Genomic DNA, 24,153 nt, shown 5'->3' with positions numbered 1-24,153 from the left:
GCCCGTGCGGCGCGCCGGACGGGTGAATGCGGCCGGGGGATATATCTGTATTCGGTGCCCTTTGCTCCGGACCCCGCCCCGTGATCGCGCTCATCGTCTGCCACTTCGTCCTGGCTGCCTGTGCGGGCCCGCTGGTGCGCCGGCTCGGCAGGCGAGCGTTCGTGGTCCTCGCACTGCCCCCCGCCGCCGCCACGGTCTGGGCGGCCACCGAGTGGGACACCGCGGCGGCCGGACGGACGGTCAACCGGTCCTGGGAGTGGATTCCCGCCTACGGCGTCTCCTTCGATCTGCGCCTGGACGCACTGGCCGAGCTCATGGTGCTGCTCGCCGCCGGGGTCGGCACGCTCGTCCTCCTGTACTGCACCTCCTACTTCACCGACGACACCCCGCAACTGGCCGCCTTCGCCGGGAACCTGCTGGCCTTCGCCGGTGCGATGCTCGCCCTCGTCCTCGCCGACGACCTGATCACCCTCTACGTGTTCTGGGAACTGACCACGGTCTTCTCCTACCTGCTGATCGGCCACAGCAGCGAGCGCAAACAGAACCGCCGCTCGGCACTCCAGGCACTCACCGTCACCACCCTCGGCGGCCTCGCCATGCTGGTCGGCTTCCTGATCCTCGGTCAGGCAGCCGGCACCTACCGGATCTCCGCGATCGTCGCCGATCCCCCGGAGACGACCCTCGCCGTCTCGGTGGCCGTCGTCCTGGTTCTGTGCGGGGCGCTGACGAAGTCCGCGATCTGGCCCTTCAGCCTGTGGCTGCCGAACGCCATGGCCGCCCCCACCCCCGTCAGCGCCTACCTGCACGCGGCGGCCATGGTCAAGGCCGGTGTCTACCTGGTGGCGCGGCTCGCCCCCGCCTTCGCCGACGTCCCCGTCTGGCGACCCGTGATCCTCGTGCTCGGCGCCGCGACCATGCTGCTCGGCGGCTGGCGCGCACTGCGCCTCAACGACCTGAAACTCGTCCTCGCCTACGGCACGGTCAGCCAGCTCGGTTTCCTGACCGTCCTCGCCGGGGCCGGCAACTGGGACGCCGCACTCGCCGCCGTCGCGATGATCCTGGGCCACGCCCTGTTCAAGGCCGCGCTGTTCCTCGTCATCGGCGTCGTCGACCGTGCGGCGGGCACCCGTGATCTGCGCAGACTCTCCGGGGTCGGCCGCTCACTGCCGTACGTCTGTACGGTCGCCGTCCTTGCCGCCGCCTCCATGGCCGCCCTGCCGCCGTTCCTCGGCTTCGCCGCCAAGGAGGCCGCCTTCTACGCGCTGCTGCACGGCGACGCCTCGGACCGCTGGGTGCTGGCCGCCACCGTCGTCGGGTCGGTGCTGACCGTCGCGTACACCCTCCGCTTCGTGTGGGGCGCGTTCTGGCGCAAGCCCGGCGTCGCGGACACCCCCGTGCGCCGCGTCGGTGCCGCCTTCCTGGCCCCGCCCGCGCTGCTCGCCGTGGCCGGCCTGGTACTCGGCCCCGGCGTCGGGTGGACGGACAGGCTGTTCGGTGCGTACGCCGACGCCTTCCCGGTCCCCGCCCACCCCTACCACCTCGCGCTCTGGCACGGCTTCGGGACGGTCCTGGTGCTGTCCGCCCTCACCTGGGCGGGCGGTGCCGTGCTCTTCACGGGGGGCACCGCCGTCACCCGGATCTCCCGGCGGATCGCCTGGCCGACCGCCGACAGCGTCTTCGGGCACATGCTGCTCGGGCTGGAACGCCTCGCCCTGCAGATCACTGGCTTCGTCCAGCGCGGCTCGCTCTCCGTCTACCTGGCGACCACCCTGCTGGTGATGCTGGCCGGGCAGCTCGCGGTCCTCTTCACCGACCGCCCCTGGCGGGGAGCCGTCGCCCCCAGGCTGTGGGACGCACCGCTCCAGGGCGCCCTGGCCGTGCTGACCTGTGCGGCCGCCCTGTTCTGCCTGACCGTCAGCCGCCGGATGAAGGCGGTGGTGCTGGCGGGACTGACCGGGTACGGAGCCGCTCTGCTCTTCGTCGTGCAGGGCGCCCCCGATCTGGCGCTCACCCAGTTCTGCGTCGAGACCGTGTCGATGATCGTGTTCGTGCTGGTGCTGCGCCGGATGCCGGTGCACTTCCAGGAGTCCGTCAGCACCTGGCGGCGGGCCGTCCGCATTCCCGTGGCGCTGGGCGCCGCGGCGACTCTCGGCGTGGTCGTGTGGGTCTCCGCTGCCGCACGCGTCGCCGAGCCGGCGGGCGCCGCGATGGTCGAGGAAGTGGCCCACCACGGGCTCAAGGACGTCGTGGCCACGATCCTGGTCGATCTGCGGGCCTGGGACACGATGGGGGAGTCCGCCGTACTGGCAGCGGCCGCGATCGGGGTGACCAGCCTCATCTATCTGCACCGCCGCAGCGAAGCGCCCCCGACCAGACAGGAGTTGCGGGGCAGGACGGCCTGGTCGCTGAGCACGCCACAGCTGACCGGGATGCCGCAGGGCGACGACACCGCACCCGAACGCAGCTGGCTGGCCGCGGGGTCGACGCTGGCGCCGGAACACCGCTCCGTGGTCTTCGAGGTGGTGGCGAGGCTTCTCTTCCACCCCATCCTGGTGCTCTCGCTGTACCTGCTGTTCTGCGCGGAGAACATGCCCGGCGGCGGGTTCGTCGCCGGACTCGTCGCGGGACTCGCCTTCATCACCCGCTACCTGGCCGGCGGCAGGTTCGAACTCGCCGAGGCAGCGCCCCTGCAGCCCGGCCTCTTCACCGGCCTCGGCCTGTTCCTCTCCACCGGGGTCGGCCTGTTCGGCCTCGCGGAGGGCACCGTGCTGCATGCCTGGACGTACCACGGGCACCTGCCCGTGTTCGGCAGCTACCACCTGGGCACACCCGTCGTCTTCGACTTCGGGGTCTATCTCCTGGTCCTGGGCGTGGTCCTGGACATCGTGCGGGCGCTGGGCGCGAAGGTCGACCGGCAGATCGAACGGGCGGCCGGCGCCCTCGCCCCCGTACCCGGCACCGGGACGGAGGGCCGGGGATGACGGTCAGTGTCTCGCTCCTGGCCACCGCCGTGGTGCTCTGCGCGGTCGGCGGCATCCTCATGCTCACCCGGCCCCTCACCCGCATCCTGCTCGGCGCGGTCATCGCGGGCAACGGCATCAACCTCCTGGTCCTCTCCGCGACCGGTTCGGCGGGCGAGGCCCCGCTGCTCTACGGCGTGCCGCTGCGACAGGTCACCGACCCGCTGCCCCAGGCCATCGCACTCACCGCCATCGTCATCACCCTCGCCACGACGGCGTTCCTGCTGGCCATGGCGTACCGGAGCCACCAGCTGACCGGCACGGACGAGGTCCACGACGACCTCGAGGACCGGCGCATCGTGCTGCGTGCCGAAGTGCTGGGGGAGTGGGCCGAGCTGCGCGAGGAGTACCGGGCGGAAGCCGGCCGTACACCGGAGGAACGTGCCCGATACCGCGAGGAGCGCCACCGGCTGCGCTCCCGGCTGCGCGCCGACCGCGCGCTGCAGGCCCGGGGCCGGGACGCCACCGGCGATCTGTGGCACGACGTGCTGGGAGCCGATCCGGAGGACTACGTGAGCACCGACCCCGAATCCGCCGACCCCGAATCCGCCGGACCCGACACCGGCGGACCGGGGCCGACCGGTCCCGATTCCGGCGGTACCGGTCCCGGCGGTACCGGTCCCGACCGAGGAGCCGCCGGATGAACGCGCTCGTCCCGCTGCCCGTGCTGCTGCCGCTCTGCGCCACCGGGCTGAGCCTCGCCTTCGGCACCCGGCTCGCCCACTTCCAGCGCTTCATCAGCGTCGCCGTGCTCACCGCCGTCCTCGGCCTCTCCGTCGCCCTGATGATCGCCGCAGACCGCCAGGGGCCCCTCTCCGTCCACCTCGGCGACTTCGCTCCGCCGCTCGGCGTCACCCTGGTCGCCGACCGGCTGTCCGGACTGATGCTGACCGTCTCCTCGGCCATCACCCTGGCCGTCCTCGTCTATTCGCTCGGCCAGGGCATGGCCGACCGGGACAAGGAGACTCCGGTCGCCGTCTTCCACCCCGCCTACCTCATCCTCGTTGCGGGGGTGTCGTGCACCTTCCTGGCGGGCGACCTCGTCAATCTCTACGTCGGCTTCGAGATCATGCTGGTCGCCAGTTTCGTGCTGCTCACCCTCGGCGGCACCGGGCCGCGGATCAGGGCGGGTTCCACGTACGTGATCATCTCGCTGTTCTCCTCGATGCTGTTCCTGACCGCCATCGCCATGGCGTACGCGGCGGCCGGCACGGCCAACCTCGCCCAGCTGGCGCTCCGGCTGCCCGAACTGCCGCTCGGCGTGCAGACGCTGCTCCAGGCGATGCTGCTCACCGTCTTCGCCATCAAGGCCGCGGTGTTCCCCCTCGCCGCCTGGCTCCCCGACTCCTACCCGACCGCGCCCGCGCCCGTCACGGCCGTCTTCGCCGGCCTGCTGACCAAGGTCGGCATCTACTGCATGCTGCGTACGGAGACGCTGCTCTTCCCCGGGAACCGGCTCGGCGACCTCCTGATGGCCGCCGCGCTCGCCTCCATGGCCGTGGGCATCCTCGGGGCAGTCGCCCAGACCGACCTGAAGCGGCTGCTCTCCTTCACCCTCATCAGCCACATCGGCTACATGGTCTTCGGGATCGGCCTCGCCACCCGCGACGCGTACGGCGGGGCGATCTTCTACGTGGTCCACCACATCACCGTCCAGACCACGCTCTTCCTCGTCGCGGGGCTCATCGAACGCCGGGGCGGTACCAACGAGCTCACCCGGCTCGGCGGGCTGGCCAAGGCGGCGCCGTCGCTCGCCGTCCTCTTCTTCGTACCGGCCATGAACCTCGCCGGGATCCCCCCGCTGTCCGGCTTCATCGGCAAGCTCGGACTGATGCGCGCCGGTGTCGCCGAGGGCGGCGTCTGGGCCTGGATCCTGGTCGCCGGGTCGACGGTGACCAGTCTGCTCACCCTCTACGTGATGGCCAAGATCTGGAACCTGGCCTTCTGGCGCGCCGAACCGCCGGGTCAGACCGCCTACGGCACCGTTCTCGAGTCCGCCGACGAGACCGACGACGACGATGTCGACCCGGGTCCCGACCGAATCCCCGGCACCGGCGACGAACCGGTCGGGGGCACTCCGCGACCGGCGGGGCAGGCTGTCGCCGCGAGTCTGCAGGGACGGGCCGTCATCACGACGACCCGGCCGCCGGCGGCGATGCCCGCCGCCACCGCGGCGGCGGTCGCACTCGGTCTCGCCTTCACCGTGCTGGCAGGTCCGCTCACCACCTTCACCGACCGCGCGGCCGACGAACTCGTCGAACGGACCCCCTACACCGAGGAGGTGCTCGGCCGGTGAAACGCCTGATCACCCTGTCCTACCGGAACCCCGAACTGCCGCCCTTCAGCTGTGAGTTCGCCGGCCGCCGCCGCCGTGTCCTCGACCTTCCGCTGATCGCCTGGCTCACCCTCATCTGGGTGCTGCTGTGGTCCACCCTGACCTGGGCCAACGTCGTCACCGGAGTGGTCGTCGCGGTGGCCGTCTGCCTGGCGTTCCCCCTGCCCAGTGTCGACCTGGGCCTGCGGCTGCACCCCTGGGGCATCCTTCTGCTCGCCGGATACCTCCTCTACGACATGTACACCTCGGGCGTGAAAGTCACCCGGCAGATCTTCGCCGGCCGTCCGCACAGGCCCGCCGTCATCGGCGTGCCGCTCCGCTGCCGCAGCGATCTGATGCTCGCCGCCACCGCCGTCGCCGTGTCCAACGTTCCCGGCGGATCGATCGTCGAGGTGCGCAGGGACACCGCCACGGTCTTCCTGCACGTGCTCGACGCCGACAGGCCCGCGGCGCTGGACGCGGCCAGGCGCTCCGTCTGGCGTCTGGAAGAGCTGACGGTACGGGCCTTCGGTACCCGCGACGAGATCGCGAGGGTCGCGCAGGCACCCCCGGCGACCACGCAGTCCGACGACAGGAGGAACGGGTCATGAGTGGCGTCGAGACCGTCGACCATGTGCTGCTGACCGCCGCCGTGGTGGTCCTCGTCCTCGCGGGGACGCTGCTGCTCGTACGGATCCGGCGCGGCCCCTCCATGCTGGACCGGGCCATCGCCCTCGACGTCGGCGCCGCCCTGATCATCGCGGGCCTCGGCGCCAAGTCGGCGCTCGCCCGGGACCCGTTCTACTTCCCGATCATGCTGGTGCTGGCGTTCCTCGGCTTCACCGGATCCGTGGGCATCGCCCGCTTCATCGCGGTACGCGACCGTCCGCTGTCGCGCCGGACGCCCGAAGGCAAGGAGGAGCAGGAATGAGCGTCTGGCTGCAGGTCACCGACACGGCCGGTGCGGCCCTGGTGTTCATCGGCGCGGTGATCTGCCTGCTCGGGGTGATCGGCATGCTGAGGCTGCCCGACGTGCTGTCGCGCAGCCACGCGGCGACCAAGCCGCAGGCCCTCGGCCTCCTGCTGGTGCTGGCCGGCGTCGCTTTGCGGCTGCGCAGCGGCATGGACCTGGCGACGCTCGCCCTCATCGCCTTCTTCCAGCTGATGACCGGCCCGGTGGCGGCCCATCTGGTGGCCCGTTCCGCGTACCGGACCGGCCAGATCGAGCACGGTGAGCTGCTCTTCGACGAACTGGACGAGCAGCTCACCGAGCAGGATCCGGGCTCGGGAGCGGGAAAGGGATGACTCCCCGAAGGGGCGACTTCCCACTCCTCCTCATGCTCCCGGCAGCCGGTCCAGGAAGCCGCTGACCGAGCTGATCCTGCCGTCCTCCGCCAGGGTGATCACATCGAAGCCGGCGGCGGGCGCCGAGCCGTCGGCCCGGGAGACGAGGTCCCAGGTGAAGCGGACCAGGCCGTGGTGTCCGTCCGGCGTCCCGGTGGGTACGAAGTCGAAGCCGGGGAACTGTGCCTGCGCGCCGCTGATCGCCGCGGTCAGCCCGTCGTGGCCGCGCACGTCGGCCAGCGGGTCGGTGTAGGTGGCGTCCTCGGTGAAGGCGGCGGACACCGCCTTCTCGATCTCCTCGGTACTGCCGGCGTTCCAGGCGGCGAAGTAGCGTCGGACGGCGTCCTCGTGAACGGTCACGATGAGTCCCTTCCCAGGGTGCTGAGGCTGCCGATCCGTGGTTTGGAGCGGCAGGAACAGCTTGTCCCGGGGCGGCCGGGGGCGTCGATTACCTGCCGGGTCATGCCGCCGGTACGAATCCCGGGCGTCCGGGGTTCCTGCGTGCCATGATGCAGCGGGGAACCGGCCGGACGCTGGGGGGCGTATGGAAAGCACGGGTACGGTGCTGCGCGAATTGCGCGGCGCACAGAAGTCGTCCAAGGGTGTCTCGCTCTACTCGCGGTATGTGAACCGGCCGGCCGGTCGTCTGCTGGCGGCAGGTGCGTACCGTGCGGGTCTGACGCCCAATCAAGTCACCATGGTCAGTGCGGCCTTCACGTTCTCCGCCCTTGCGGCGGTGGCGCTCGCCGAGCCGTCCTGGTGGCTCGGCATCGTCGTGTACGCGGGCCTGGCCGTCGGATTCGCCTTCGACGCGGCCGACGGGCAGCTCGCCAGGCTGACCGGCCGGGGCGGCCCGGACGGGGAGTGGCTCGACCATGTCGTGGACTGCGCGAAGATGATCCTCGTCCACACCGCCGTACTGATCTCCTTCTACCGATTCGCCGAACTGCCCGCGGACGCCTGGCTCCTGCTGCCGCTCGGCTTCCTGTTCGTCGCGGTGCTCACCTTCTGTGCCGGGCTCCTGCGGGAACAGCTGGGCAAGGGGGCGGCCCGGACCGCACCGGGGGCCGCGGGCGCCACGGCTCCGGTGTCCCGGGTGCGGGCCGTGGCATTGCTTCCCGCGGACTACGGGGTGTTCGTCCCGGTCTTCCTGCTGCTCGGCGCACCCGTGGTCTTCCGGGCCGGTTACGCCGTACTCGCCGCGGTGCACGCGCTGTTCCTGGTGGCGTTCCTGGCCAAGTGGTTCAGGGAGCTGAAAGCGCTCCGGGCCGGCTGACGAGGACGTCGAGGGCGCGGCGCAGCTGGGTGCTGGACGTGTGGACGGTGTACGGGAAGTAGACGACCTCCACGCCGACTTCGGCGAAGTCGCGTTCCAGGCGCTTCCCCCTCTCCGTGCCGCGCCAGTCGTCGCCCTTGAAGATGACGTCGAACCGGACCTGCTGCCAGGTCTCGACCTTGTCGGGGACGGTCTCCACGAACGCCGCGTCCACGTAGCGCACGCTGCGCACGATCTCCAGCCGCTCGGGCAGCGGGATCACCGGCTTGTGGCCCTTGGCGAGTGCGGCCATCTCGTCGGAGACGACCCCGGCCACCAGGTAGTCGCACTGGCTGCGGGCGTGCCGCAGGATGTTCAGGTGGCCGACGTGGAACAGGTCCCACGCCCCCGGTGCGTAACCGACTCTGTGCTGCACCATCCGTTCTCTCCCCCCACGGTGGAACTGGTGCAACGACCTTACTGTGAAGAACACTTGTGCAACCCGTGAACGGATAAGCTCAAGGAAGAGGCTGTTCCGGGGGAAGGCGACCATCCGTTGTCCGCTGCTGAGCATCAGAAGCCGTTCGAGAACCGCAGACTTCTCGTGGTCTCCACCAACTACGCCCCCGAGCTGACGGGCATCGGGCCGTACGCCACCCAGCTCGCCGAGCACTGGGCGGCGTCGGGGGCCAGGACCGAGGTCCTGACCGGCATGCCGCACTACCCCGCCTGGCGGGTGGACGAGCGGTACCGGGGCGCCTGGCGGAGGCTGGAGAGCCGCGAAGGGGTGCGTGTGCACCGTCGGCGCCATTACGTGCCGTCCCATCAGACCGCGCTGCGCCGAGGCGCGTTCGAGGCGTCCGTACTCGTCCACGGCATCCTCGCCCCGCCGCCCGGACGCCCCGACGCGGTGATATCCCAGATGCCGAGCCTCGCGGGCGGTGTGATCGCCGCGCGGCTGGCACGCCGCCACCGCGTCCCCCACATACCCGTCGTCCAGGACCTGATGGGCGCCGCCGCCGCGCAGAGCGGTATCCGCGGCGGAGGCAGGGCCGCGGCCGTCGCCTCGAAGGCCGAGAGGTACGCGCTGCGCGGCGCGGCTCTCGTCGGTGTCATCCACGAGAGCTTCGTGGAGGGCGTCACCGCCCTCGGCGTGGACCCCGGACGCATCCGTGTGGTCCCCAACTGGACGCACGTGCAGAGCCCTTCGGCCGACCGCTCCGCCACCCGTGCGCGGCTCGGCTGGTCCGAGGGCACCCCCGTCCTGGTCCACTCCGGGAACATGGGCCTCAAGCAAGGGCTCGACGTCCTCGTCGACCTGGCGCGGCTGGCCCCGGACATCAGGGTCGTCCTGATGGGCGACGGCAACCAGCGGGACGGACTGCGCGCCCAGGCCGCCGGGCTGCCCAACCTCGACTTCCTCCCGCCGGCGGGCGCGGACGACTTCACCGATGTGCTCGCCGCCGCCGACGTGCTCGCGGTGACCCAGCGGGCCTCCGTGCTCGACATGAGCGTGCCGTCCAAGCTCACCTCGTACTTCGTCTCCGGACGCCCCGTCATCGCCTCCGTGGCCGACGAGGGCGGCACCGCCGACGAGGTGCGCCGCTCGGGCGCGGGAGTCCTGGTGGCACCCGAGGACCCGGCCGCGCTCGTCACCGCCGTACGCGCGCTGGCCGCCGATCCGGGGGCGGCCCGGGCGCTGGGGGCCCACGGCCCCCGGTACGTCGCACAGCACCTGAGCAGGGAGGCGGGCCTCGCCCGCTTCGACGCCCTGCTCACCGAGGCACTCGGGGACGCACGAGCCGGAACAGCGCGAGCCGGGGACACACAAGGGGGAGCACGCCGATGACACATCCGATCCGGCCCGCGGACGACCACGACGAACCGGCGCTGCTGCGCGACCAGTTCCGCCAGCTCCTGCGCTACCGGGCCCTGCTCGCCGCGGGTGTCGTGGTGGGCCTGCTCGGCGGCGGGTTCCTCGCCCTGAGCGGCGACGACACCTACACCGCCAGCGGCGAGGTCCAGGTGCGCTCCGCGACCGCCGATCCCTTCGCCACCGGCGCCTCCGCCGACAAGGGCATCAACATCGGCTCGGAGCGGCAGACCGCGGTCAGCGACACCGTGGGCGAGCTGGCAGCCGGCACCCTGCTCAAGAAGGGGGACGACGTCACCGCCAGGAAGCTGCTCACCGGCCTCCAGGTCACCAACCCGCCCAACACGCTCACCCTCCGCTTCTCCTACACCGGGGCCACACCCGAGCAGGCCCGCTCCCGCGCCGAAGCCCTGGCCAATGCCTACCTGGCACACCGCAAGGCGCGCACCCAGGAGAGCATCGACAACATGGCGAACGGCTACCGCGCCCAGCTCGAACCACTGGAGGAGAAGCGCGACCTCCTGGAGGAGCGGACCGGGGTCGACGCCGCCGACGACGTCAGCAGCGCCCGCGCCAACATCATCGTCTCCATCTCCGAGCTGAGCCGGAAGATCTCCGAGCTCAAGGCGCTCGACACCACCCCCGGCTACCTCAACAAGAAGCCCGTCGCCCCCACCGAGCCGGCCGGAGCGGGTCTCCCGCTGCTCCTGGGGCTCGGCGCCGTCGTCGGTCTCGCCCTCGGGCTGCTGCTGTCCTGGGTGCGGCTCGTCTTCGACCCCGCCGTACGCTCCCCGCGCGAGCTCGTGCGCTCCCTCGGGGCCCCGCTGCTCGGCACCCTGCCCAGGGAGCGCGCCGCCGCGGGCACCCTGCTCGCGATCGGGCGGAGCGGTTCGCGGCTGGCCGAGGAGTACCGCGCGGTCGCCTTCCGGCTCGCCTACGACCCGTCCTTCGCGGAGCGGCGCCGGCTCCTGGTCACCGCGCCGCGCGGGGACAACGCCGCGGCGGCCGCCGCCGCGGTCAACCTGGCCGCCGCCTTCGCCGAGATGGGCCGTGACGTCCTGCTCGTCGAGGCCGATCTGCGCACCCCGTCGCTGGCCGGGGACCTGGGACCGGCGGCCCACGAGGTGCGGCCGCCGCGCTGGGCCGCCGACGAGGGCGACCGCAGCTGGCCCGCGGGCGGCAGGTCCAACGTGGACGTCCCCGGCTCAGGCGCATTCGCCCTGGTGGCCGGGGCCACCGCGGACAACGTGCCGCGCGCCCTGACCTCCGCGTCCGTCGGGCGCATCGTCGCCGAGGCCGACCGCCCCGGCGCCGTCGTCATCGTCCTGGCCCCGCCGGTGCTCTCCTACGCCGACGCCGTCGCTCTCGTGGACCGGGTCGAGGGCGTCATGATCGTCTGCGACCCGCGTGAGGTGCACCGCAGCGACCTGGAGCGCATCCGCGAGATCATCGGGGCCTCCGGCGGCCAGGTGCTCGGGGCCCTGCTCCACCCTGGCCGCGGCCGGTTGCGCCGCGCGGAACGCCGGCCCAGGCCGGCCCGGCGCCACAGCGGCGGGGGGCCCCAGGGCCCGGCCGTCGACGAGGACGCTCCGGAGGTCACCGGGGACCCCGCCGAGACGATGGGCCTGCGCTCCTTCACCCTGCCGGGGGCGCGCCGGTGAGAGCCCGTACCGCGATCCTCTGCTCGGTCGCGGACCAGGGCGTGGCCGCGCTCACCAACATCCTGGTGCTCGTGGCCGCCGCCCGGCTCTCCACCGTGGCCGACTTCGCCCGCTTCTCCGCGGTCTACCTCGTCTTCACGGTGCTGCTGGGCGTCTCCGGGGCGTACAGCGGACAGCCCCTGGTCCTGCGGCGCGGCGACGGCGAGGAGACCCGGGGGGCCTGCCGCTCGGCCGTAGCGTTCACCGTGGCCGCCTCCGCCGCGCTCGGGGCGCCGCTGGCCGCCGTCGGCCTACTCGTCCCGGGGGACACCGCACGCGCCCTGACGATGCTCGGCCTCGTCCTGCCGGTCGTGCTCGGCCAGGACGCCTTGCGGTACGCCTTCTCCGCCCTCCAGCAGCCCCAGTTCGCCCTGAGCGCGGACGTGGTGAGGCTGGCCTGCGTGCTGGGTGCCCTGTCCGCCCAGGAGTACGGGGCGAGCCCCGCGCGGCTGATCGCGGTCTGGGGGCTGTCCGCCCTGCCGGCCCTCCTGCTGTCCGCCGTGCTGCTGCACCGCAGGACCGCCGGGGCGGTGACGCGGTTGCGTCCGATGCTCGGGCGCGGCCACCTCGGGAAGCGCTTCGTCGTCGAGTTCGGTGTCGGCAACGCGACCAGCCAGCTCTCCGTCCTCGGTCTCGGTGCCGTCGGCAACCCGCTGCTGGTCGGCGCGCTGCGCGGGGCGACGACCCTGTTCGGGCCGCTCAACGTGCTGTTCACCTCCGCCACCTCCTTCGGCCCCCCGCTGCTCGGCCGCGTCGGCGACGAGAGACGCCGGGTGCGGGCCACCGCGGGACTCGCGGCCGTCCTCGCCGCCACCGCCGCCCTCTGGGCCACCGCCCTGGCCCTGCTCCCCGACGAGGCTGGGCGTGAGCTGCTCGGCGACACCTGGCCGACGGCCGCCGCCCTCCTCCCGGCGACCGGCAGCCAGTACGCGGCGATGGCCGTGGGCACCTGCGGACTGCTCGCTCTGCGCATGCTCGACCCGCGTACGACGCTGAGCATCCAGGTGGTCTTCTCGCTCACCGCCATGGCGTTCATGGCGGGGGGCTACGCCCTCGGAGGCGTCCCGGGGGCCGCCTGGGGGCTGTGCCTCGGCTCGCTCTGCAAGGCCGCCGCCACCTGGACCAGGGTGGCCCGGATCCGACGCGGGAAGCCGGCGCCCGACGAGGCCGTCACCGCCGACGCACTGCCCTCTGCTCCTTGAACGTGCTGATCAGCAGCAGACACAGCGCGGCGATGGCCAGCTTCCCCGCCGCCTGCAGGAGCGGGCCGCGCAGCAGGATGAAGGTGTATCCGGCGATCAGCGGCGCGGCGATGGCCAGCACACTCCCGGGGCCGGGCCCCGCCCGGGTGACGGCCAGCGCGTACCGGCGGTCGGTGCGCGCCACCGCGTAACCGATCAGTGCGAGCCCGCCGATCACCCCGGAGGCGCCGAAGTCGACCCAGAACTCGGTCCACAGCGGGGCCGAGAGGTTGGTCATCCGCAGCCCCATCCACTGCCCGACCCGGACCCCGGTGTCCTCCGGCTTCCCGCTCCACACCGCGCGCGGCACGAAGAACAGGGCGGAGCCCGTCAGTTGGCGGCCGTAGGTGTGGCCCCGTGTGTCGACCCACGAGATGCTGTTGGCGAACATCACCATCTGGTCGTAGTCCTTGGTCACCAGCGGCTCGAAGACCGAGGCCGACTGCGCGGGCCGCTGTCCTTCGTCGTCGTACCGGAACTTGTCGGCGTACGGGAACACCACCAGTGCCCCCACCACCCCCGTCGCCAGCACGATGCGGTAGATCGCCGCACTGCTCGGGAACGCGGTGAACACGAAGGCCATCAGCACCGTCAGGAACCAGTAACGGGCGTTGGAGACAGGGTTGTTCACCACAAGGTTCAGCGCCACCAGCGCCACCCACACCAGCACCGTCGACGGGGAGCGCCGGGCCCGGTAGGAGGTTGCCAGACGGCGGGTGTAGAAGAGCAGCGCCAGCAGCGCCGGGACCTGGCCGAAGCCCTTGACGAACGCCGAGCCGACATTGGACCCTTCCGAGACCACCCCGCTCGCCGCGACGGTCTCGTTGATCTCCTGCCGGCTGGAGAAGAAGACCGAGGGCCCGCCCAGCTTCACCACGTAGAACGCGCTCGCCGCGAACGCCAGCAGCACCAGCAGTCGCAGCCGCAGCGGATGCGCCACGGCCGGTCCTCCGCCCGGGCTCCGCGTGGAGGGCGTACGGCGCCGCAGCGGGCGCCGCGAGGCCAGCAGCGCCCCCAGGTCGAAGGCGGCACACCCCACCAGGACCATCGCGATGGCCGTGACCAGGTCCTGGCGCGGTCCCACCATCGGCGTCGGTGTCTGCCCGATCACCACCTGGGCGAACGGCGCCACGCCCATCGCGATGTACACGAACATCCAGAAGACGCCCTGGAGCAGCCGCCGCCGGGTGGAGAGGATCATCGTCGCCAGCCGGGCCCCCGCATAGCAGGTCAGCACCAACTGGAGCCAGTACGCGGTGTCCCGGACACCGCTGCCGGGCTGGGCGGCGATCACCGCGGGCAGGAAGCACACCAGGCCGAGGATGAGCGGCACGGACAGGGCCCGCGACAGCATCGACCAGGCGATCGGCAGCTCGGGCGGCTCCGGGACGCCGCCCCGGCCCCGTGCCCACTCCGGACGCGCGACCCCGCGGGCGACCTGCTCCGGCGCCGATGTGTGCACCGACGTCATGCGCCCCCCCGGGATCAGTGAACCGCTGAACACTCTAACGAATCGGCCCATGTGAGGGGACGCGATGACTACTCTGTGAAGTATTGGCCGCAGTTGAGGGGAACTCTGGTGAAAATCCTGCACGTTGTCACGCTCCACACTCCGGACCATGCCTTCGGCGGGCCGACCCGGGTGGCGTTCAACCTCTCCAGGGTCCAGCGGGCGAACGGCGACGACGCACGCGTCATGGCCCTCGGTGACGGCTTTCCCGACGGCGAACTGCCCAGCCATGTGGAAGGAGTTCCCGTCCACCTCTTCCAGGCACGGCACCTGCTCCCGATGTTCGAGGTCAGCGGCATCACCTCCGCCGCGCTGCTGCGCACCGCACGCCGCATGATGCGCGGCGCCGACCTCGTCCACGTCCATCTGATGCGGGACCTGGTGACCCTGCCGGCGGCGCTCCTCGCGCTCGCGACCCGCACACCCCTGGTCGTGCAGACCCACGGCATGATCGACCCCACCGAGAAGAAGGTCGCCCAGCTCACCGACGTCCTCGGGGTCCGCAAGGTGCTGCGCGAGGCCGACGCCGTCCTGCACCTCACCGAGATGGAGCGGGTCGACGTGAACGCCGTCGCAGCTCCCGTACCGCTCACCCGTACCGTACGGCTGGTCAACGGTGTCCGCCCGCAGGAGCGCAAGCCCGCCCGCGACCCCGGCCGCCCGCCGACCGTGCTGTACCTCGCCCGCATCCAGGAGCGCAAGCGGCCCGAGGACTTCATCGCCGCGATGCCGCACGTCCTCGCCCACCACCCGGATGCCCGCTTCGTGCTGGCCGGCCCGGACACCGGCGCACTGGCCGGCACCCTCGCCCTCGCCCGGAAGCTGGGTGTCACGGACTCCCTCGACCATGTGGGCCCGCTGGAGCACGACGCGGTTCTCGCCGCCGGACGCGAGGCCGATGTGTATGTGCTGCCGGCGATCGAGGAGCCGTTCCCGGTCTCGGTCCTGGAGGCGATGTCGGTCGGCACCCCGGTCGTCATTACCCGCACCTGCGGGCAGGGCCCCGATGTGTCGGGGGCCGGTGCGGGCCGGGTCATCGACAGCCGGGTCGGAGAGGACGCGGCCAACGCCCGTAAGGTCGCCGACGCGATCCTGGAGCTGCTGGAGCCGGAGGCAGCCGAGCAGGCGGGCAAGGCCGCCTGGCAGCTGGTCAACGACCAGTTCACCATCGAGGCCGTCACCGCCACCCTCCGGCGGACCTACGAGGACGTGGTCCGCCGGAGGCGAGGGTGAGGGCTCTGCCCGTCAACGTGCAGGCGCTTCACGGGACTTGAGCGCGATCTGCCAGCGGTAGAAACTCATGGCCAGCGCGAAGTCCAGCCCGGCCCGCCCGTCCAGGAACCCCCGCCGGTAGACGTACATGTAGGCGAAGGAGACCAGCGGCTTGAAGGGCGCCTTGTGGAAGAGCTGCCCCTGACGGGACTTCACCTTCCGTACCTGTTCCTTGACATCGGGGTGGTGCTCCAGCCACGCCTCCCAGTCCGAGTAGCGGTTGTGCCGCTCGAACCAGGCGGTGACGGGGTCGAGGTCCTGGTGCTCGATGGGGTTGCTCAGCGCCTCGGCCGTCGCGGCGACCGGCTGGTAGTGCCCCTCGACCTCCCCGATCCCCGGCGCGTCGAGGTCCCCGACCTCCGGGTAGTGGCAGCGGGTGCGGTCGGTCAGCGATCGCTTGCGGATCGTGTAGCCGTGGCGCAGCCGCTTCCCGGAGAACCAGTACCCCAGCGGTATGTCGTACGCGGCGGGCTTCGGGGTGTCGGGGTCGGCGAATATCTGCCGCAGCTCCGCCAGCAGACCGGGGCTGAGCCGCTCGTCGCCGTCCAGCACAAGGATCCAGTCCAGATCGGTGCGGACGTTCTCCAGGCACCACTGCTTCTTGCGTGGATGGCCCCCGTCCCAGGTGTACGTGACCACCTCGGCCCCGCACTCCTCGGCGATCTTCGCCGTGTCGTCCGTGCTGTGGGAGTCCACGACGACGACCGCCTCGAAGTGGCCGAGCACCGATTTCACCGCCTCGGCGATGTTCAGGCCCTCGTTCTTCGTGGGGATCGCCACGGCGATGGGCAGCTTGCTCAACTCTTGTCTCCTTCGGGCAGCCAGGCGTAGCAGCCTGTGGAGGTGAACGTGCGGGCGGCCGTCGGGACGGTGATCTCCACCCGTCCGCCGGTGTCCGAGGAACCGGAGCCCAGCACCTTGCCGTTCGCCCCGGTCAGCTGCCAGCTGCAATTCTTGGTGGGGGAGGCGGCCAGGTAGCGGCCGGGCCGGAGCTTCGCGCCCTGGTGCGTGCCGTCGGCGTAGCCGAGCGCCGCCTCGTCGACCAGGTCCTGGTGCTGCGGGCACAGATGGGTGACGGCCGGCTTCGCGTCGGCGACCTCGCCGGTGACGATCGCGCCGACGGCGATGTCCCGGTCGGCCTTGACCAGGTAGCGGAGCCGGTCGCAGGTCTCCTGACCGGTCTGGAGCACCGCCGCCGGGTCCATCCCCTTGGGGACACGGTCGGTGAGGTACTCCTTCTGCTTCTTGGTGAACGAGCCGGTGGCCGGGGTGATCCCGTCGGCCGGCACCTTCGGCGGTTCGCTCGTCCGGGTGGCCCGCGGACCGGCCGGGCCGGCGGACGGCCCGGAGACGGAGGGCGCGGGCGGGGCCGCCGCGGACGGCTTGCCGCCCGCGGCGGCCTCCTTGCTCCCGTCGGCGGACGAGCCGCAGGCGGCCAGCGCCGCCGTCGCGATGACGACGACGGCGCCGGCCAGGAACGGATACCTCATCAACCCGTCCTCAGGGCGTAGTGGGCGCTGACCTGCGAACTGGCCAGCGCGGTCGGATACACGGCGGTCTCGTCGATCTGCCCGGCGAAGAAGTTGCTGGTCGGGCGGTTGGGCCAGTTGCTCAGGTTGTCCCCGCCGACCCGCCAGTAGCCGGGGTAGTTCTCGTTGGTGGTGTAGAGGAAGTTGGACGTGCGCAGCTGCCCGTCGACGTACAGGGCCATGCCGCCGGGGCCCTGGGTGGCGACGACGTGGTGCCAGGCGCCGTCGTTGTAGGCGCCGGGCGTCGTGATGGTGCGGGTGCTGCCGTTGTGGATGCCGAAGACCAGCCGCCCGTCATTGGCCATGTACACGTGCTTGTCGTAGCGGGTGCTGTTCTGCATCGTCAGATTGCCGAACCCGATGATCTTGCCGCCCCGGACCGTGGTGGTCTTGATCCAGGTCTCCACGGAGAACCGGGTGGGCTGCGCATGGCGCTTGTTGCTGTACGCGTACTCGTCGGAGCCGTTGAAACCGATCGCGGTCGAGGCACCCGCGACGGCGGCGGGGGTCTGCCGGTAGGCGGGTGCGTTGCGCAGGAAGCCGCTGTTCAGCCCGCCCGTGGTGTCCGCGGCGAAGGTGGACGTGCCCTCGTCGTAGCGCCAGTAGAGCGAGGCGCCGTCGGCCAGCACGCGCGCCGGATATCTCTCCGCCGTCGCCGCCACGGTCGCGGACTGTGCCGGGGACTTGGCGCTGGTGTTGGTGCCGTCGCCCGCGGTGATGCGGTACGAGTGGGTCTCGCCCACCGCCACATCGGCGTCGGTCCACTTCAGCTGGGGCCGGTCCCAGAAGAGCGAGTACCCGGTCGTCGTGTGTACGGGTGTGCTCGCCCCGTCCTTGTAGATCCGGTAGGTGAGCTCACCGTCGTCCGTGTCGTAGCTGGTCTGCCAGGTGACGTCGATCTGCCCCGGAGCGACCGTGGAGAGGCTGACGTTGGGCACCCACGGCGCCCCGGTGTCCGGGCCGTCGGCGAACCGGGTCAGCCCCTGCTGCGCGGCGCCGTTGACGGTGGTGAACTCCCCGCCCACCCACAGGTAGTGGCTGCCGCCCTTGTCGGTCTGGGCCATCACCCGCGGCCCGACGGGCTCGCCGATGCCGTCGTTCGTGTCCGGGAACCAGGGCAGCAGCTCCGGATCGTCGACGGACTGGGCGAGCAGATGCCTGCGCGGCTGGTCGGGGAACCCGCCCATGCTGGCGCAGTCATGGGCGTGGCTTCCGCTGTACAGCACGCCCGAGTACGCCAGGACGGCCTGGGTGGCTCCCAGGCAGGTGTCCCGCCACCGCTGCTGGAAGTCGTCGAGGTCGATGGCGATCCGGCCGTCGAAGACACCGCCCCCGGTGCCCTCGTTGGCGGTGTACAGGCCGGTCGCGTCCGTCGTGAGGTCCTGCACCGTGGAGGTGTTGGGGATGAAGCCGGGGTAGCTCCTGGTGAGCGCCCCCGTGGTGGCGTCCACGACGGCCAGTGCGTGTGACGTGGTGCCGTTGACGGTGAAGAAGTCACCGCCGAGCACCACGTGCTGTCCGTCGGGTGTCACCTGGACTGCGCGGGCGACCTCGTCGGCGTTGGCCGCCCACGGCAGCAGGTCGGCGCCCGTGGTGACGGCGGCGAAGCTGTTCCTGGTCTGCCCGCCCACACTGGTGAAGTCCCCGCCCAGGTAGACGGTGTCCGCGGTGACGTCCAGGGCCCGCACCGTCGCAGAGACGGAGATCTTGAAGTCCTGGCGCGGAGTGCAGGTCGCGGTGTCGATGGCGGCGATGTTGCTGACGCCCTCCCCGTTCACCGCCCCGAACTGCCCGCCCGCGTACAGGGTCTGTCCGTCCGGCGACAGCGCCAGTGCGCGAACGGTGGCCGTGCCCGACGAGAGCGTGAACGACAGGCTGCACCCCGTCGGTGCGCCGGTCGCCGCGTCGAAGGCGGCGAAGTTGACCGCGGGCTGCTCGGAGGTGCCGGCCGCGGCGTCCGGCGGCCGGATGGTGGAGAAGGTGCCGCCGGCGTACACGACGCCGTCGGTCGCGGCCATCGACCAGACGATGCCGTTGGTCTGCCAGGTGGTGAGGTCGTCCGCGGTGAGAGACACCGGAGGTGTCAGTGCCGCCGTCGGGGATGCCCCGGCCGCCGCGGCGGTCAGGGCGCCGGCGAACAGGCAGAGAGCGGTGGAGACGGCCCGCACACGGCCGCGTCCCCCGGGTCTGTGCCCCGTGCTTGCGTTCATCATTCAGCTCCGAAGGTGAGAACGAGCTGCGGCCGGTAGGCCGCGGTTCCTGCCTCGCTCGACCAGACGCGGAGACTGTCCGTCCCGCTGCTGGTGAGGGCGAGTGAGTAGACGGAGCCCAGGGCTCCGCCCAGTGCGGACGCGTTCAGCTCCACCGTGTCGTCGGTGGAGACCGAGGTCGCGCCTGTGATGGTCCCCAGCACGGTCGCGGCGAGCGCCGGCCGGGTGTTGTAGGTGACCGTCGACTCGGTCCACGTGCCGGTGACCGGCACGACGCTGTGGCTGTCCAGGGATCCCGCCGTCGAGTCCGACGACGTGCGGAAGGCGAGGCGGGCGCTCTTGAGCACCTGGCCGGACGGGGCCGGCGGAACGGTGAACCGCAGATAGCTCAGATAGGCCGTGGTGCCCCGGGAGGCGAGCTGGCTGTCGTTGTAGTTCGTGTTCGCCGACACGCTGTTGACGTACGCGTCCTCGTCCGGTGTGACGCTCAGCGTGGTGTCGCCGGGGCCGGGCGGGGTGTCCGCGAGCGCGTGGTGCGCGGCGACCTGGGCGGCGGTGAGCGCCGTCGGATAGACCGCGGTCTCGTCGACCTGTCCGGCGAAGTAGGTGCTCGTGGGCCGGTTCGGCCAGGCGTTGTTCATGGCGTCCCCGCCCACACGCCAGTACCCGTTGTACGAGCGGTTGCCGGTGGCCGCGTTCGTGCCGACGGCCGCCCCGTCCACGTACAGGACCATGCCGGACGGCCCCTGGGTCGCGACGGCGTGGTGCCAGGAACCGTCGTTGTACGTGTCTGTCGTGGTGATGGTGGGCCGGGTGCTGCTGTTGCCGGACTGGACGCCGAACGCGAGGCGCCCGTTGTCCGTCAGGTACAGCAGCTTGTCGGAGATGCTGCTTGTCTGGCCCTGCGCGGTACCGATGTTGCTGCCGTAGCCGATGATCCGTCCGCCCGTCGTCGAGGTCGTCCGGAACCATGTCTCGATCGAGTACGGCGTGGGAGAGGTGTACCGGTGCAGGCGGTCGCTGTAGACGTACTCGTCGACGCCGTTGAGGGAGAGCGCCGCCGAGCCGGCCACCGCGGACGGTGTGGAGCGGTACGTGGGGGCGTTCGTGTACACACCTGAGTTGTCGTCGGCCGAGGCGTCCGCCGCGAAGGCACCGCCCGCCTCGTCGTAGCGCCAGTACAGGCCGGCGCCGTCGGCGAGCACCTTCTCCTGGTACGGGGAGGCGGAGGCGGCGGCCGTCACCGAGGCGGCGGCGGACAGCCCGCTGGTGTTGGTCCCGTCACTGGCCGTGATCCGGTACGAGTACGTCCGGCCCGCCACCACGTTCGTGTCGGTGAAGGTCAGCTGCGGCCGGCTGAAGAAGAGCGAGGAGCCGTTCGCGGTGTGTACGGGAGTCGCGCCGCCGTCGCGGTAGACCCGGTAGGTCAGCAGACTGTCGTCCAGGTCCAGGCTCGAACGCCAGCGGACCTTCACCTCTCCGGCCCGCGGTGCGGACACACTCACGGCCGGAGCGGCGGGCGCACCCGTGTCGGGGGTGTTGGCGAACCGCGTCAGCGCCTGCTGGGACACCCCGTTGACCGTGGTGAACTCGCCGCCCACCCAGAGGAAGTCGCGGCCGCCGCGCGAGGCGACGGTCAGGGCCCGGGGCCCGACCGGCTCCCCGATGCCGTCGTTGGTGTCCGGGAGCCAGCCCAGCAGCGCCGGGTCGTCGACGGACTGGGCGGTGAGGTGTTTGCGGACCTGATTGGGGAAGCCGCCCATGGACGAGCAGTCATGGACGTGGCTGCCCGCGTACAGCACACCCTGGTAGACCCGCAGCGCCTGGGTCGCCCCCTGGCAGGTGTCACGCCACCGCTGGTCGAAGTCGTCGAGGCCCATGGCGAGCCTGCCGTCGAACGACGCACCCCCGGCCCCCTCGCCCGCGACGTACCAGCCGTCGGAGGCGGCGTCCGTGACGATGTCCTTGATCACCGCGGACGACGGGATGAAGTTGCCGGTGTAGGCGCGGGTCAGCGCACCCGACGATGCGCTCGTCACCGCGAGCGCGTGCGACGCGGCGCCGCCGACGGTGAAGAATTCGCCGCCGATGAGCACACTCGCCCCGTCGGGGGTCACCTTCAGCGTCCGGCCGGGCTCGTCCGCGTCGGGGTTCCACGCGGTCAGGGCGCCCGTGGAGGTGACCGCGCCGAAGAAGCGCCGCGTCTGGCCGTTGACCGTCTGGAAGTCACCGCCCGCGTAGACGGTGCCGTTCGCGGCGACGTCCAGGGCGCGCACCGTCGCGCCGAAGTCGGGCGAGAAGCCCGGACGCGGCTGACACGTCGCGGTGTTGATCGCGACCAGGCCGTTCGCGGCCGTCCCGTTGACGGCGTTGAAGTAGCCACCCGCGTACAGGGTGGACCTGTCCGCGGAGACCGCGAGGGCCCGGACCGTGGCGGTCCCGCTGCTGCGGGTGAACGAGAGCGAGCAGCCGGTGGGTGCCCCGGTGGCCGCGTCGAACGCGGCGAAGTTCACGGCGGGCGTCGTGTTGCTGCCCGCGGGGGAGCCGGCCGGGCGGACGTTGGAGAACGTACCGCCCGCGTAGACCACTCCGTTCGCCTCGGCGAGCGACCAGACGATGCCGTTGGTCTGGTACGTGGAGAGGTGGTCGGCCGTGAAGCCGACCGGCGGGGTCAGTGCGGCCGCCGGGGGAGCGGCGCCCGCGCCGAGCGCCCCCGCACCGAGGGCGAGAACCGCGGCGAACACGGCGCTCCGGGTGCGTCCGAGGCCTCCTGGCCCTCTCATCGGTCCACCCGCACAGCCGCGCCCGTGAGCTGGTCGGACAGCAGCCGGATATCGGCGTCGACCATGATCTGCGCCAGCTCCTGCGACGTCACCTCGGGCTTCCAGCCCAGCAGTTCCTCGGCCTTGGAAGCGTCCCCGATCAGTGCGTCGACCTCGCTGGGACGCTCGTACTTGGGGTCGTAGCGCACGTACTCGGCCCAGTCGAGGCCCGCGTGCTCGAAGGCGTACTCGAGGAACTGCCGGACGCTGACCCCCACGCCGGTGGCCACCACGTAGTCGTCCGGGGTGTCGCACTGCAGCATCCGCCACATCGCTTCCACGTACTCGGGCGCGTACCCCCAGTCCCGTACGGCGTCGAGGTTGCCCAGATGCAGCCGGTCCTGGAGCCCGGCCTTGATGCGCGCCACCCCGCGGGTGATCTTGCGGGTCACGAAGGTCTCGCCGCGGCGCGGGGACTCGTGGTTGAACAGGATCCCGTTGACGGCGAACATGTCGTACGCCTCGCGGTAGTTGACCGTCGCCCAGTACCCGTACACCTTGGCCACGCTGTACGGGCTGCGCGGGTGGAAGGGTGTGCTCTCGTTCTGCGGGGGCGGGCTGGCGCCGAACATCTCGGACGACGAAGCCTGGTAGATGCGGGTGTCGATACCGCTGGCGCGGACCGCCTCCAGAAGCCGCATCGTGCCGAGACCCGTGACGTCCCCGGTGTACAGGGGCGCGTCGAACGAGACCCGGACGTGCGACTGCGCGCCCAGGTTGTAGACCTCGTCGGGGCGGATGTCACGCAGCAGGTTCACCAGGGCGACGCCGTCGGACAGATCGGCGTGATGGAGGACGAACGAACGATTCGCCTCCTCGGGCCCCTGGTAGATGTGGTCTATGCGCTCGGTGTTGAAGCTCGACGATCTGCGTATCAGACCGTGGACCGTGTACCCCTTCTCGAGCAACAGCTCCGCCAGGTACGAACCGTCCTGACCGGTCACGCCGGTGATGAGTGCGGACTTCGCCATGACTCCCCCCTCCTGTGGTCGCCCGATGGGCGGTTTGTTCACCGAAATATCAACATCTGAGCGCATTGGGCAAAAGCTCACCCAGACGCTGTGCTGCTGGCACAATCCGAGCCATGACGACCGATATCCCCGGCCCGCCCCAGGAATCCGTCCGCCCCCTCCTACGCCCCGGCTCCCGCATATTCGTCGCGGGCCACCGCGGTCTCGTCGGCTCGGCGCTGGTGCGCCGCCTCGCCGCCGACGGCCACGAGGTGATCACCCGTGACCGCGGCGACCTCGATCTGCGTGACGCGGCACCGACCGAGGCGTTCCTGCGCGACGCCCGTCCGGACGTCGTCGTACTGGCCGCTGCCAAAGTGGGCGGGATCATGGCCAACAGCACCTGGCCGGTGCAGTTCCTGGAGGACAACCTGCGCATCCAGCTCAGCGTGATCGCCGGGGCGCACGCGGCGGGGACGGAGCGGCTGCTCTTCCTCGGCTCGTCCTGCATCTACCCCAAGCACGCCCCGCAGCCGATCCGCGAGGACTCGTTGCTCACCGGCCCGCTCGAGCCGACCAACGAGGCCTACGCGCTGGCCAAGATCGCCGGAATCGTGCAGATCCAGTCCTACCGCCGGCAGTACGGCGCCTCGTTCATCAGCGCCATGCCCACCAACCTCTACGGCCCCGGCGACAACTTCGCCCTGGAGACCTCGCACGTCCTGCCCGCCCTGATCCGCCGGTTCCACGAGGCGAAGAGGGACGGTGCGCCCGAGGTCACCCTGTGGGGCTCCGGCACCCCCCGCCGTGAGTTCCTGCACGTCGACGACCTCGCCGCGGCCTGTGTGCGGCTGCTGGAGTCGTACGACGGGGACGAGCCGGTCAACGTCGGCTGCGGCGAGGACCTGACCGTCAGGGAACTCGCCGAGACCGTACGAGATGTGACGAAGTATCAGGGAACCATCGGTTGGGACACCTCGAAGCCGGACGGCACCCCGCGCAAGCTCCTCGACGTGTCCCGGCTCTCCTCCCTCGGCTTCAAGCCGCAGATCCCCCTGCGCGACGGCATCGCCCGCACCTACGCCTGGTGGCTCGGGCAGGGCTGACCGCCCC

20 protein-coding genes are annotated in these 24,153 nt (G+C 71.4%); 12 read left to right on the top strand and 8 right to left on the bottom strand.

All coding sequences use genetic code 11. The features are described 5' to 3' along the window. The first annotated feature begins 80 nt into the window (after nucleotides 1-80). Genes OG844_RS17760 through mnhG form a run of 6 tightly spaced genes read left to right on the top strand, consistent with a single transcriptional unit; the run spans nucleotide 81 to nucleotide 6,639 of the window. Nucleotides 81-2,981 carry a Na+/H+ antiporter subunit A gene (locus OG844_RS17760; RefSeq protein ID WP_406391425.1) on the top strand — a complete coding sequence of 967 codons (2,901 nt, stop codon included), beginning with the start codon at nucleotides 81-83 and terminating at the stop codon, nucleotides 2,979-2,981. Further along, on the top strand, nucleotides 2,978-3,664 hold the full coding sequence (locus tag OG844_RS17755; RefSeq protein WP_406391423.1) for a Na(+)/H(+) antiporter subunit C: 687 nt from the start codon (nucleotides 2,978-2,980) through the stop codon (nucleotides 3,662-3,664). The genes OG844_RS17760 and OG844_RS17755 overlap by 4 nt, the downstream gene beginning before the upstream one ends. Beyond that, the gene (locus OG844_RS17750; protein ID WP_406391421.1) at nucleotides 3,661-5,316 is read left to right on the top strand and encodes a Na+/H+ antiporter subunit D; all 1,656 of its coding nucleotides are present in this window, start codon (nucleotides 3,661-3,663) and stop codon (nucleotides 5,314-5,316) included. Before OG844_RS17755 ends, OG844_RS17750 begins: the two co-directional genes overlap by 4 nt. After that, nucleotides 5,313-5,945, top strand: coding sequence for a Na+/H+ antiporter subunit E (locus OG844_RS17745; protein WP_406391419.1), 633 nt, complete (start codon nucleotides 5,313-5,315; stop codon nucleotides 5,943-5,945). Before OG844_RS17750 ends, OG844_RS17745 begins: the two co-directional genes overlap by 4 nt. Further along, nucleotides 5,942-6,265 (top strand): monovalent cation/H+ antiporter complex subunit F, encoded by a 324-nt coding sequence (locus tag OG844_RS17740; protein WP_406391417.1) that lies wholly within the window; start codon nucleotides 5,942-5,944, stop codon nucleotides 6,263-6,265. The genes OG844_RS17745 and OG844_RS17740 overlap by 4 nt, the downstream gene beginning before the upstream one ends. After that, nucleotides 6,262-6,639 carry a monovalent cation/H(+) antiporter subunit G gene (gene mnhG, locus OG844_RS17735; RefSeq protein ID WP_406391415.1) on the top strand — a complete coding sequence of 126 codons (378 nt, stop codon included), beginning with the start codon at nucleotides 6,262-6,264 and terminating at the stop codon, nucleotides 6,637-6,639. Before OG844_RS17740 ends, mnhG begins: the two co-directional genes overlap by 4 nt. Nucleotides 6,640-6,669: 30 nt before the next feature. Here the strand turns inward: mnhG and OG844_RS17730 are convergent, their stop codons facing one another. Next, nucleotides 6,670-7,038 (bottom strand): nuclear transport factor 2 family protein, encoded by a 369-nt coding sequence (locus tag OG844_RS17730; protein WP_384611736.1) that lies wholly within the window; start codon nucleotides 7,036-7,038, stop codon nucleotides 6,670-6,672. 184 nt (nucleotides 7,039-7,222) lie between these two features. Here OG844_RS17730 and OG844_RS17725 point away from each other — a divergent pair, with 184 nt between their 5' ends. Then, entirely contained in the window at nucleotides 7,223-7,954 is a 732-nt protein-coding gene (locus OG844_RS17725; protein WP_406391413.1) for a CDP-alcohol phosphatidyltransferase family protein, read from the top strand. On the opposite strand, the gene OG844_RS17720 is transcribed toward OG844_RS17725, so the two are convergent. Next, complete coding sequence (locus tag OG844_RS17720) at nucleotides 7,923-8,372, bottom strand: adenylyltransferase/cytidyltransferase family protein (protein ID WP_406391411.1); 450 nt, start codon at nucleotides 8,370-8,372, stop codon at nucleotides 7,923-7,925. The genes OG844_RS17725 and OG844_RS17720 overlap by 32 nt on opposite strands. 117 nt (nucleotides 8,373-8,489) lie before the next feature. On the opposite strand from OG844_RS17720, the gene OG844_RS17715 reads away from it, so the two are divergent. The 3 genes from OG844_RS17715 to OG844_RS17705 are packed head-to-tail and all read left to right on the top strand — an operon-like array spanning nucleotide 8,490 to nucleotide 12,708. Then, nucleotides 8,490-9,782: a glycosyltransferase gene (locus tag OG844_RS17715; protein ID WP_406391409.1), complete on the top strand. Its 1,293-nt coding sequence runs from the start codon at nucleotides 8,490-8,492 to the stop codon at nucleotides 9,780-9,782. Further along, complete coding sequence (locus OG844_RS17710) at nucleotides 9,779-11,467, top strand: lipopolysaccharide biosynthesis protein (protein WP_406391408.1); 1,689 nt, start codon at nucleotides 9,779-9,781, stop codon at nucleotides 11,465-11,467. Before OG844_RS17715 ends, OG844_RS17710 begins: the two co-directional genes overlap by 4 nt. Further along, nucleotides 11,464-12,708 (top strand): hypothetical protein, encoded by a 1,245-nt coding sequence (locus OG844_RS17705; protein ID WP_406391406.1) that lies wholly within the window; start codon nucleotides 11,464-11,466, stop codon nucleotides 12,706-12,708. Before OG844_RS17710 ends, OG844_RS17705 begins: the two co-directional genes overlap by 4 nt. Here OG844_RS17705 and OG844_RS17700 read toward each other — a convergent pair. Further along, nucleotides 12,677-14,218 (bottom strand): hypothetical protein, encoded by a 1,542-nt coding sequence (locus OG844_RS17700; RefSeq protein WP_406391404.1) that lies wholly within the window; start codon nucleotides 14,216-14,218, stop codon nucleotides 12,677-12,679. The two genes, OG844_RS17705 and OG844_RS17700, sit on opposite strands and share 32 nt — an antisense overlap. A 108-nt stretch (nucleotides 14,219-14,326) precedes the next feature. Between OG844_RS17700 and OG844_RS17695 the strand changes: the two genes are divergently transcribed. Then, nucleotides 14,327-15,490: a glycosyltransferase gene (locus OG844_RS17695; protein ID WP_406391403.1), complete on the top strand. Its 1,164-nt coding sequence runs from the start codon at nucleotides 14,327-14,329 to the stop codon at nucleotides 15,488-15,490. Nucleotides 15,491-15,502: 12 nt separating this feature from the next. On the opposite strand, the gene OG844_RS17690 is transcribed toward OG844_RS17695, so the two are convergent. The 5 genes from OG844_RS17690 to gmd are packed head-to-tail and all read right to left on the bottom strand — an operon-like array spanning nucleotide 15,503 to nucleotide 23,061. Continuing rightward, nucleotides 15,503-16,330: a glycosyltransferase family 2 protein gene (locus OG844_RS17690; protein ID WP_406391401.1), complete on the bottom strand. Its 828-nt coding sequence runs from the start codon at nucleotides 16,328-16,330 to the stop codon at nucleotides 15,503-15,505. Continuing rightward, nucleotides 16,327-17,019: a hypothetical protein gene (locus OG844_RS17685; RefSeq protein ID WP_406391399.1), complete on the bottom strand. Its 693-nt coding sequence runs from the start codon at nucleotides 17,017-17,019 to the stop codon at nucleotides 16,327-16,329. The genes OG844_RS17690 and OG844_RS17685 overlap by 4 nt, the downstream gene beginning before the upstream one ends. Beyond that, nucleotides 17,019-19,271, bottom strand: a complete 2,253-nt coding sequence (locus tag OG844_RS17680) for a LamG-like jellyroll fold domain-containing protein (RefSeq protein ID WP_406391397.1) — start codon at nucleotides 19,269-19,271, stop codon at nucleotides 17,019-17,021. Before OG844_RS17680 ends, OG844_RS17685 begins: the two co-directional genes overlap by 1 nt. Continuing rightward, complete coding sequence (locus tag OG844_RS17675; RefSeq protein ID WP_406391395.1) at nucleotides 19,268-22,051, bottom strand: DNRLRE domain-containing protein; 2,784 nt, start codon at nucleotides 22,049-22,051, stop codon at nucleotides 19,268-19,270. The genes OG844_RS17680 and OG844_RS17675 overlap by 4 nt, the downstream gene beginning before the upstream one ends. Next, nucleotides 22,048-23,061, bottom strand: coding sequence for a GDP-mannose 4,6-dehydratase (gene gmd, locus OG844_RS17670; RefSeq protein ID WP_406391393.1), 1,014 nt, complete (start codon nucleotides 23,059-23,061; stop codon nucleotides 22,048-22,050). The genes OG844_RS17675 and gmd overlap by 4 nt, the downstream gene beginning before the upstream one ends. A gap of 113 nt (nucleotides 23,062-23,174) precedes the next feature. Between gmd and OG844_RS17665 the strand changes: the two genes are divergently transcribed. After that, nucleotides 23,175-24,146: a GDP-L-fucose synthase family protein gene (locus tag OG844_RS17665; RefSeq protein WP_406391391.1), complete on the top strand. Its 972-nt coding sequence runs from the start codon at nucleotides 23,175-23,177 to the stop codon at nucleotides 24,144-24,146. Nucleotides 24,147-24,153: the final 7 nt, after the last annotated feature.

The organism is Streptomyces sp. NBC_00887, from assembly GCF_045207585.1.
This window is presented reverse-complemented; position numbering and strand designations above follow the sequence as displayed.

Bases quoted from the DNA above. Each gene is read 5' to 3' on its own strand.
- OG844_RS17725 (WP_406391413.1), top strand. From the start codon at position 7,223: ATGGAAAGCACGGGTACGGTGCTGCGCGAATTGCGCGGCGCACAGAAG.
- OG844_RS17710 (WP_406391408.1), top strand. From the start codon at position 9,779: ATGACACATCCGATCCGGCCCGCGGACGACCACGACGAACCGGCGCTG.
- OG844_RS17680 (WP_406391397.1), bottom strand. From the start codon at position 19,271: ATGATGAACGCAAGCACGGGGCACAGACCCGGGGGACGCGGCCGTGTG.
- OG844_RS17700 (WP_406391404.1), bottom strand. From the start codon at position 14,218: ATGACGTCGGTGCACACATCGGCGCCGGAGCAGGTCGCCCGCGGGGTC.
- OG844_RS17665 (WP_406391391.1), top strand. From the start codon at position 23,175: ATGACGACCGATATCCCCGGCCCGCCCCAGGAATCCGTCCGCCCCCTC.
- OG844_RS17720 (WP_406391411.1), bottom strand. From the start codon at position 8,372: ATGGTGCAGCACAGAGTCGGTTACGCACCGGGGGCGTGGGACCTGTTC.
- gmd (WP_406391393.1), bottom strand. From the start codon at position 23,061: ATGGCGAAGTCCGCACTCATCACCGGCGTGACCGGTCAGGACGGTTCG.
- mnhG (WP_406391415.1), top strand. From the start codon at position 6,262: ATGAGCGTCTGGCTGCAGGTCACCGACACGGCCGGTGCGGCCCTGGTG.
- OG844_RS17750 (WP_406391421.1), top strand. From the start codon at position 3,661: ATGAACGCGCTCGTCCCGCTGCCCGTGCTGCTGCCGCTCTGCGCCACC.
- OG844_RS17675 (WP_406391395.1), bottom strand. From the start codon at position 22,051: ATGAGAGGGCCAGGAGGCCTCGGACGCACCCGGAGCGCCGTGTTCGCC.
- OG844_RS17685 (WP_406391399.1), bottom strand. From the start codon at position 17,019: ATGAGGTATCCGTTCCTGGCCGGCGCCGTCGTCGTCATCGCGACGGCG.
- OG844_RS17755 (WP_406391423.1), top strand. From the start codon at position 2,978: ATGACGGTCAGTGTCTCGCTCCTGGCCACCGCCGTGGTGCTCTGCGCG.
- OG844_RS17740 (WP_406391417.1), top strand. From the start codon at position 5,942: ATGAGTGGCGTCGAGACCGTCGACCATGTGCTGCTGACCGCCGCCGTG.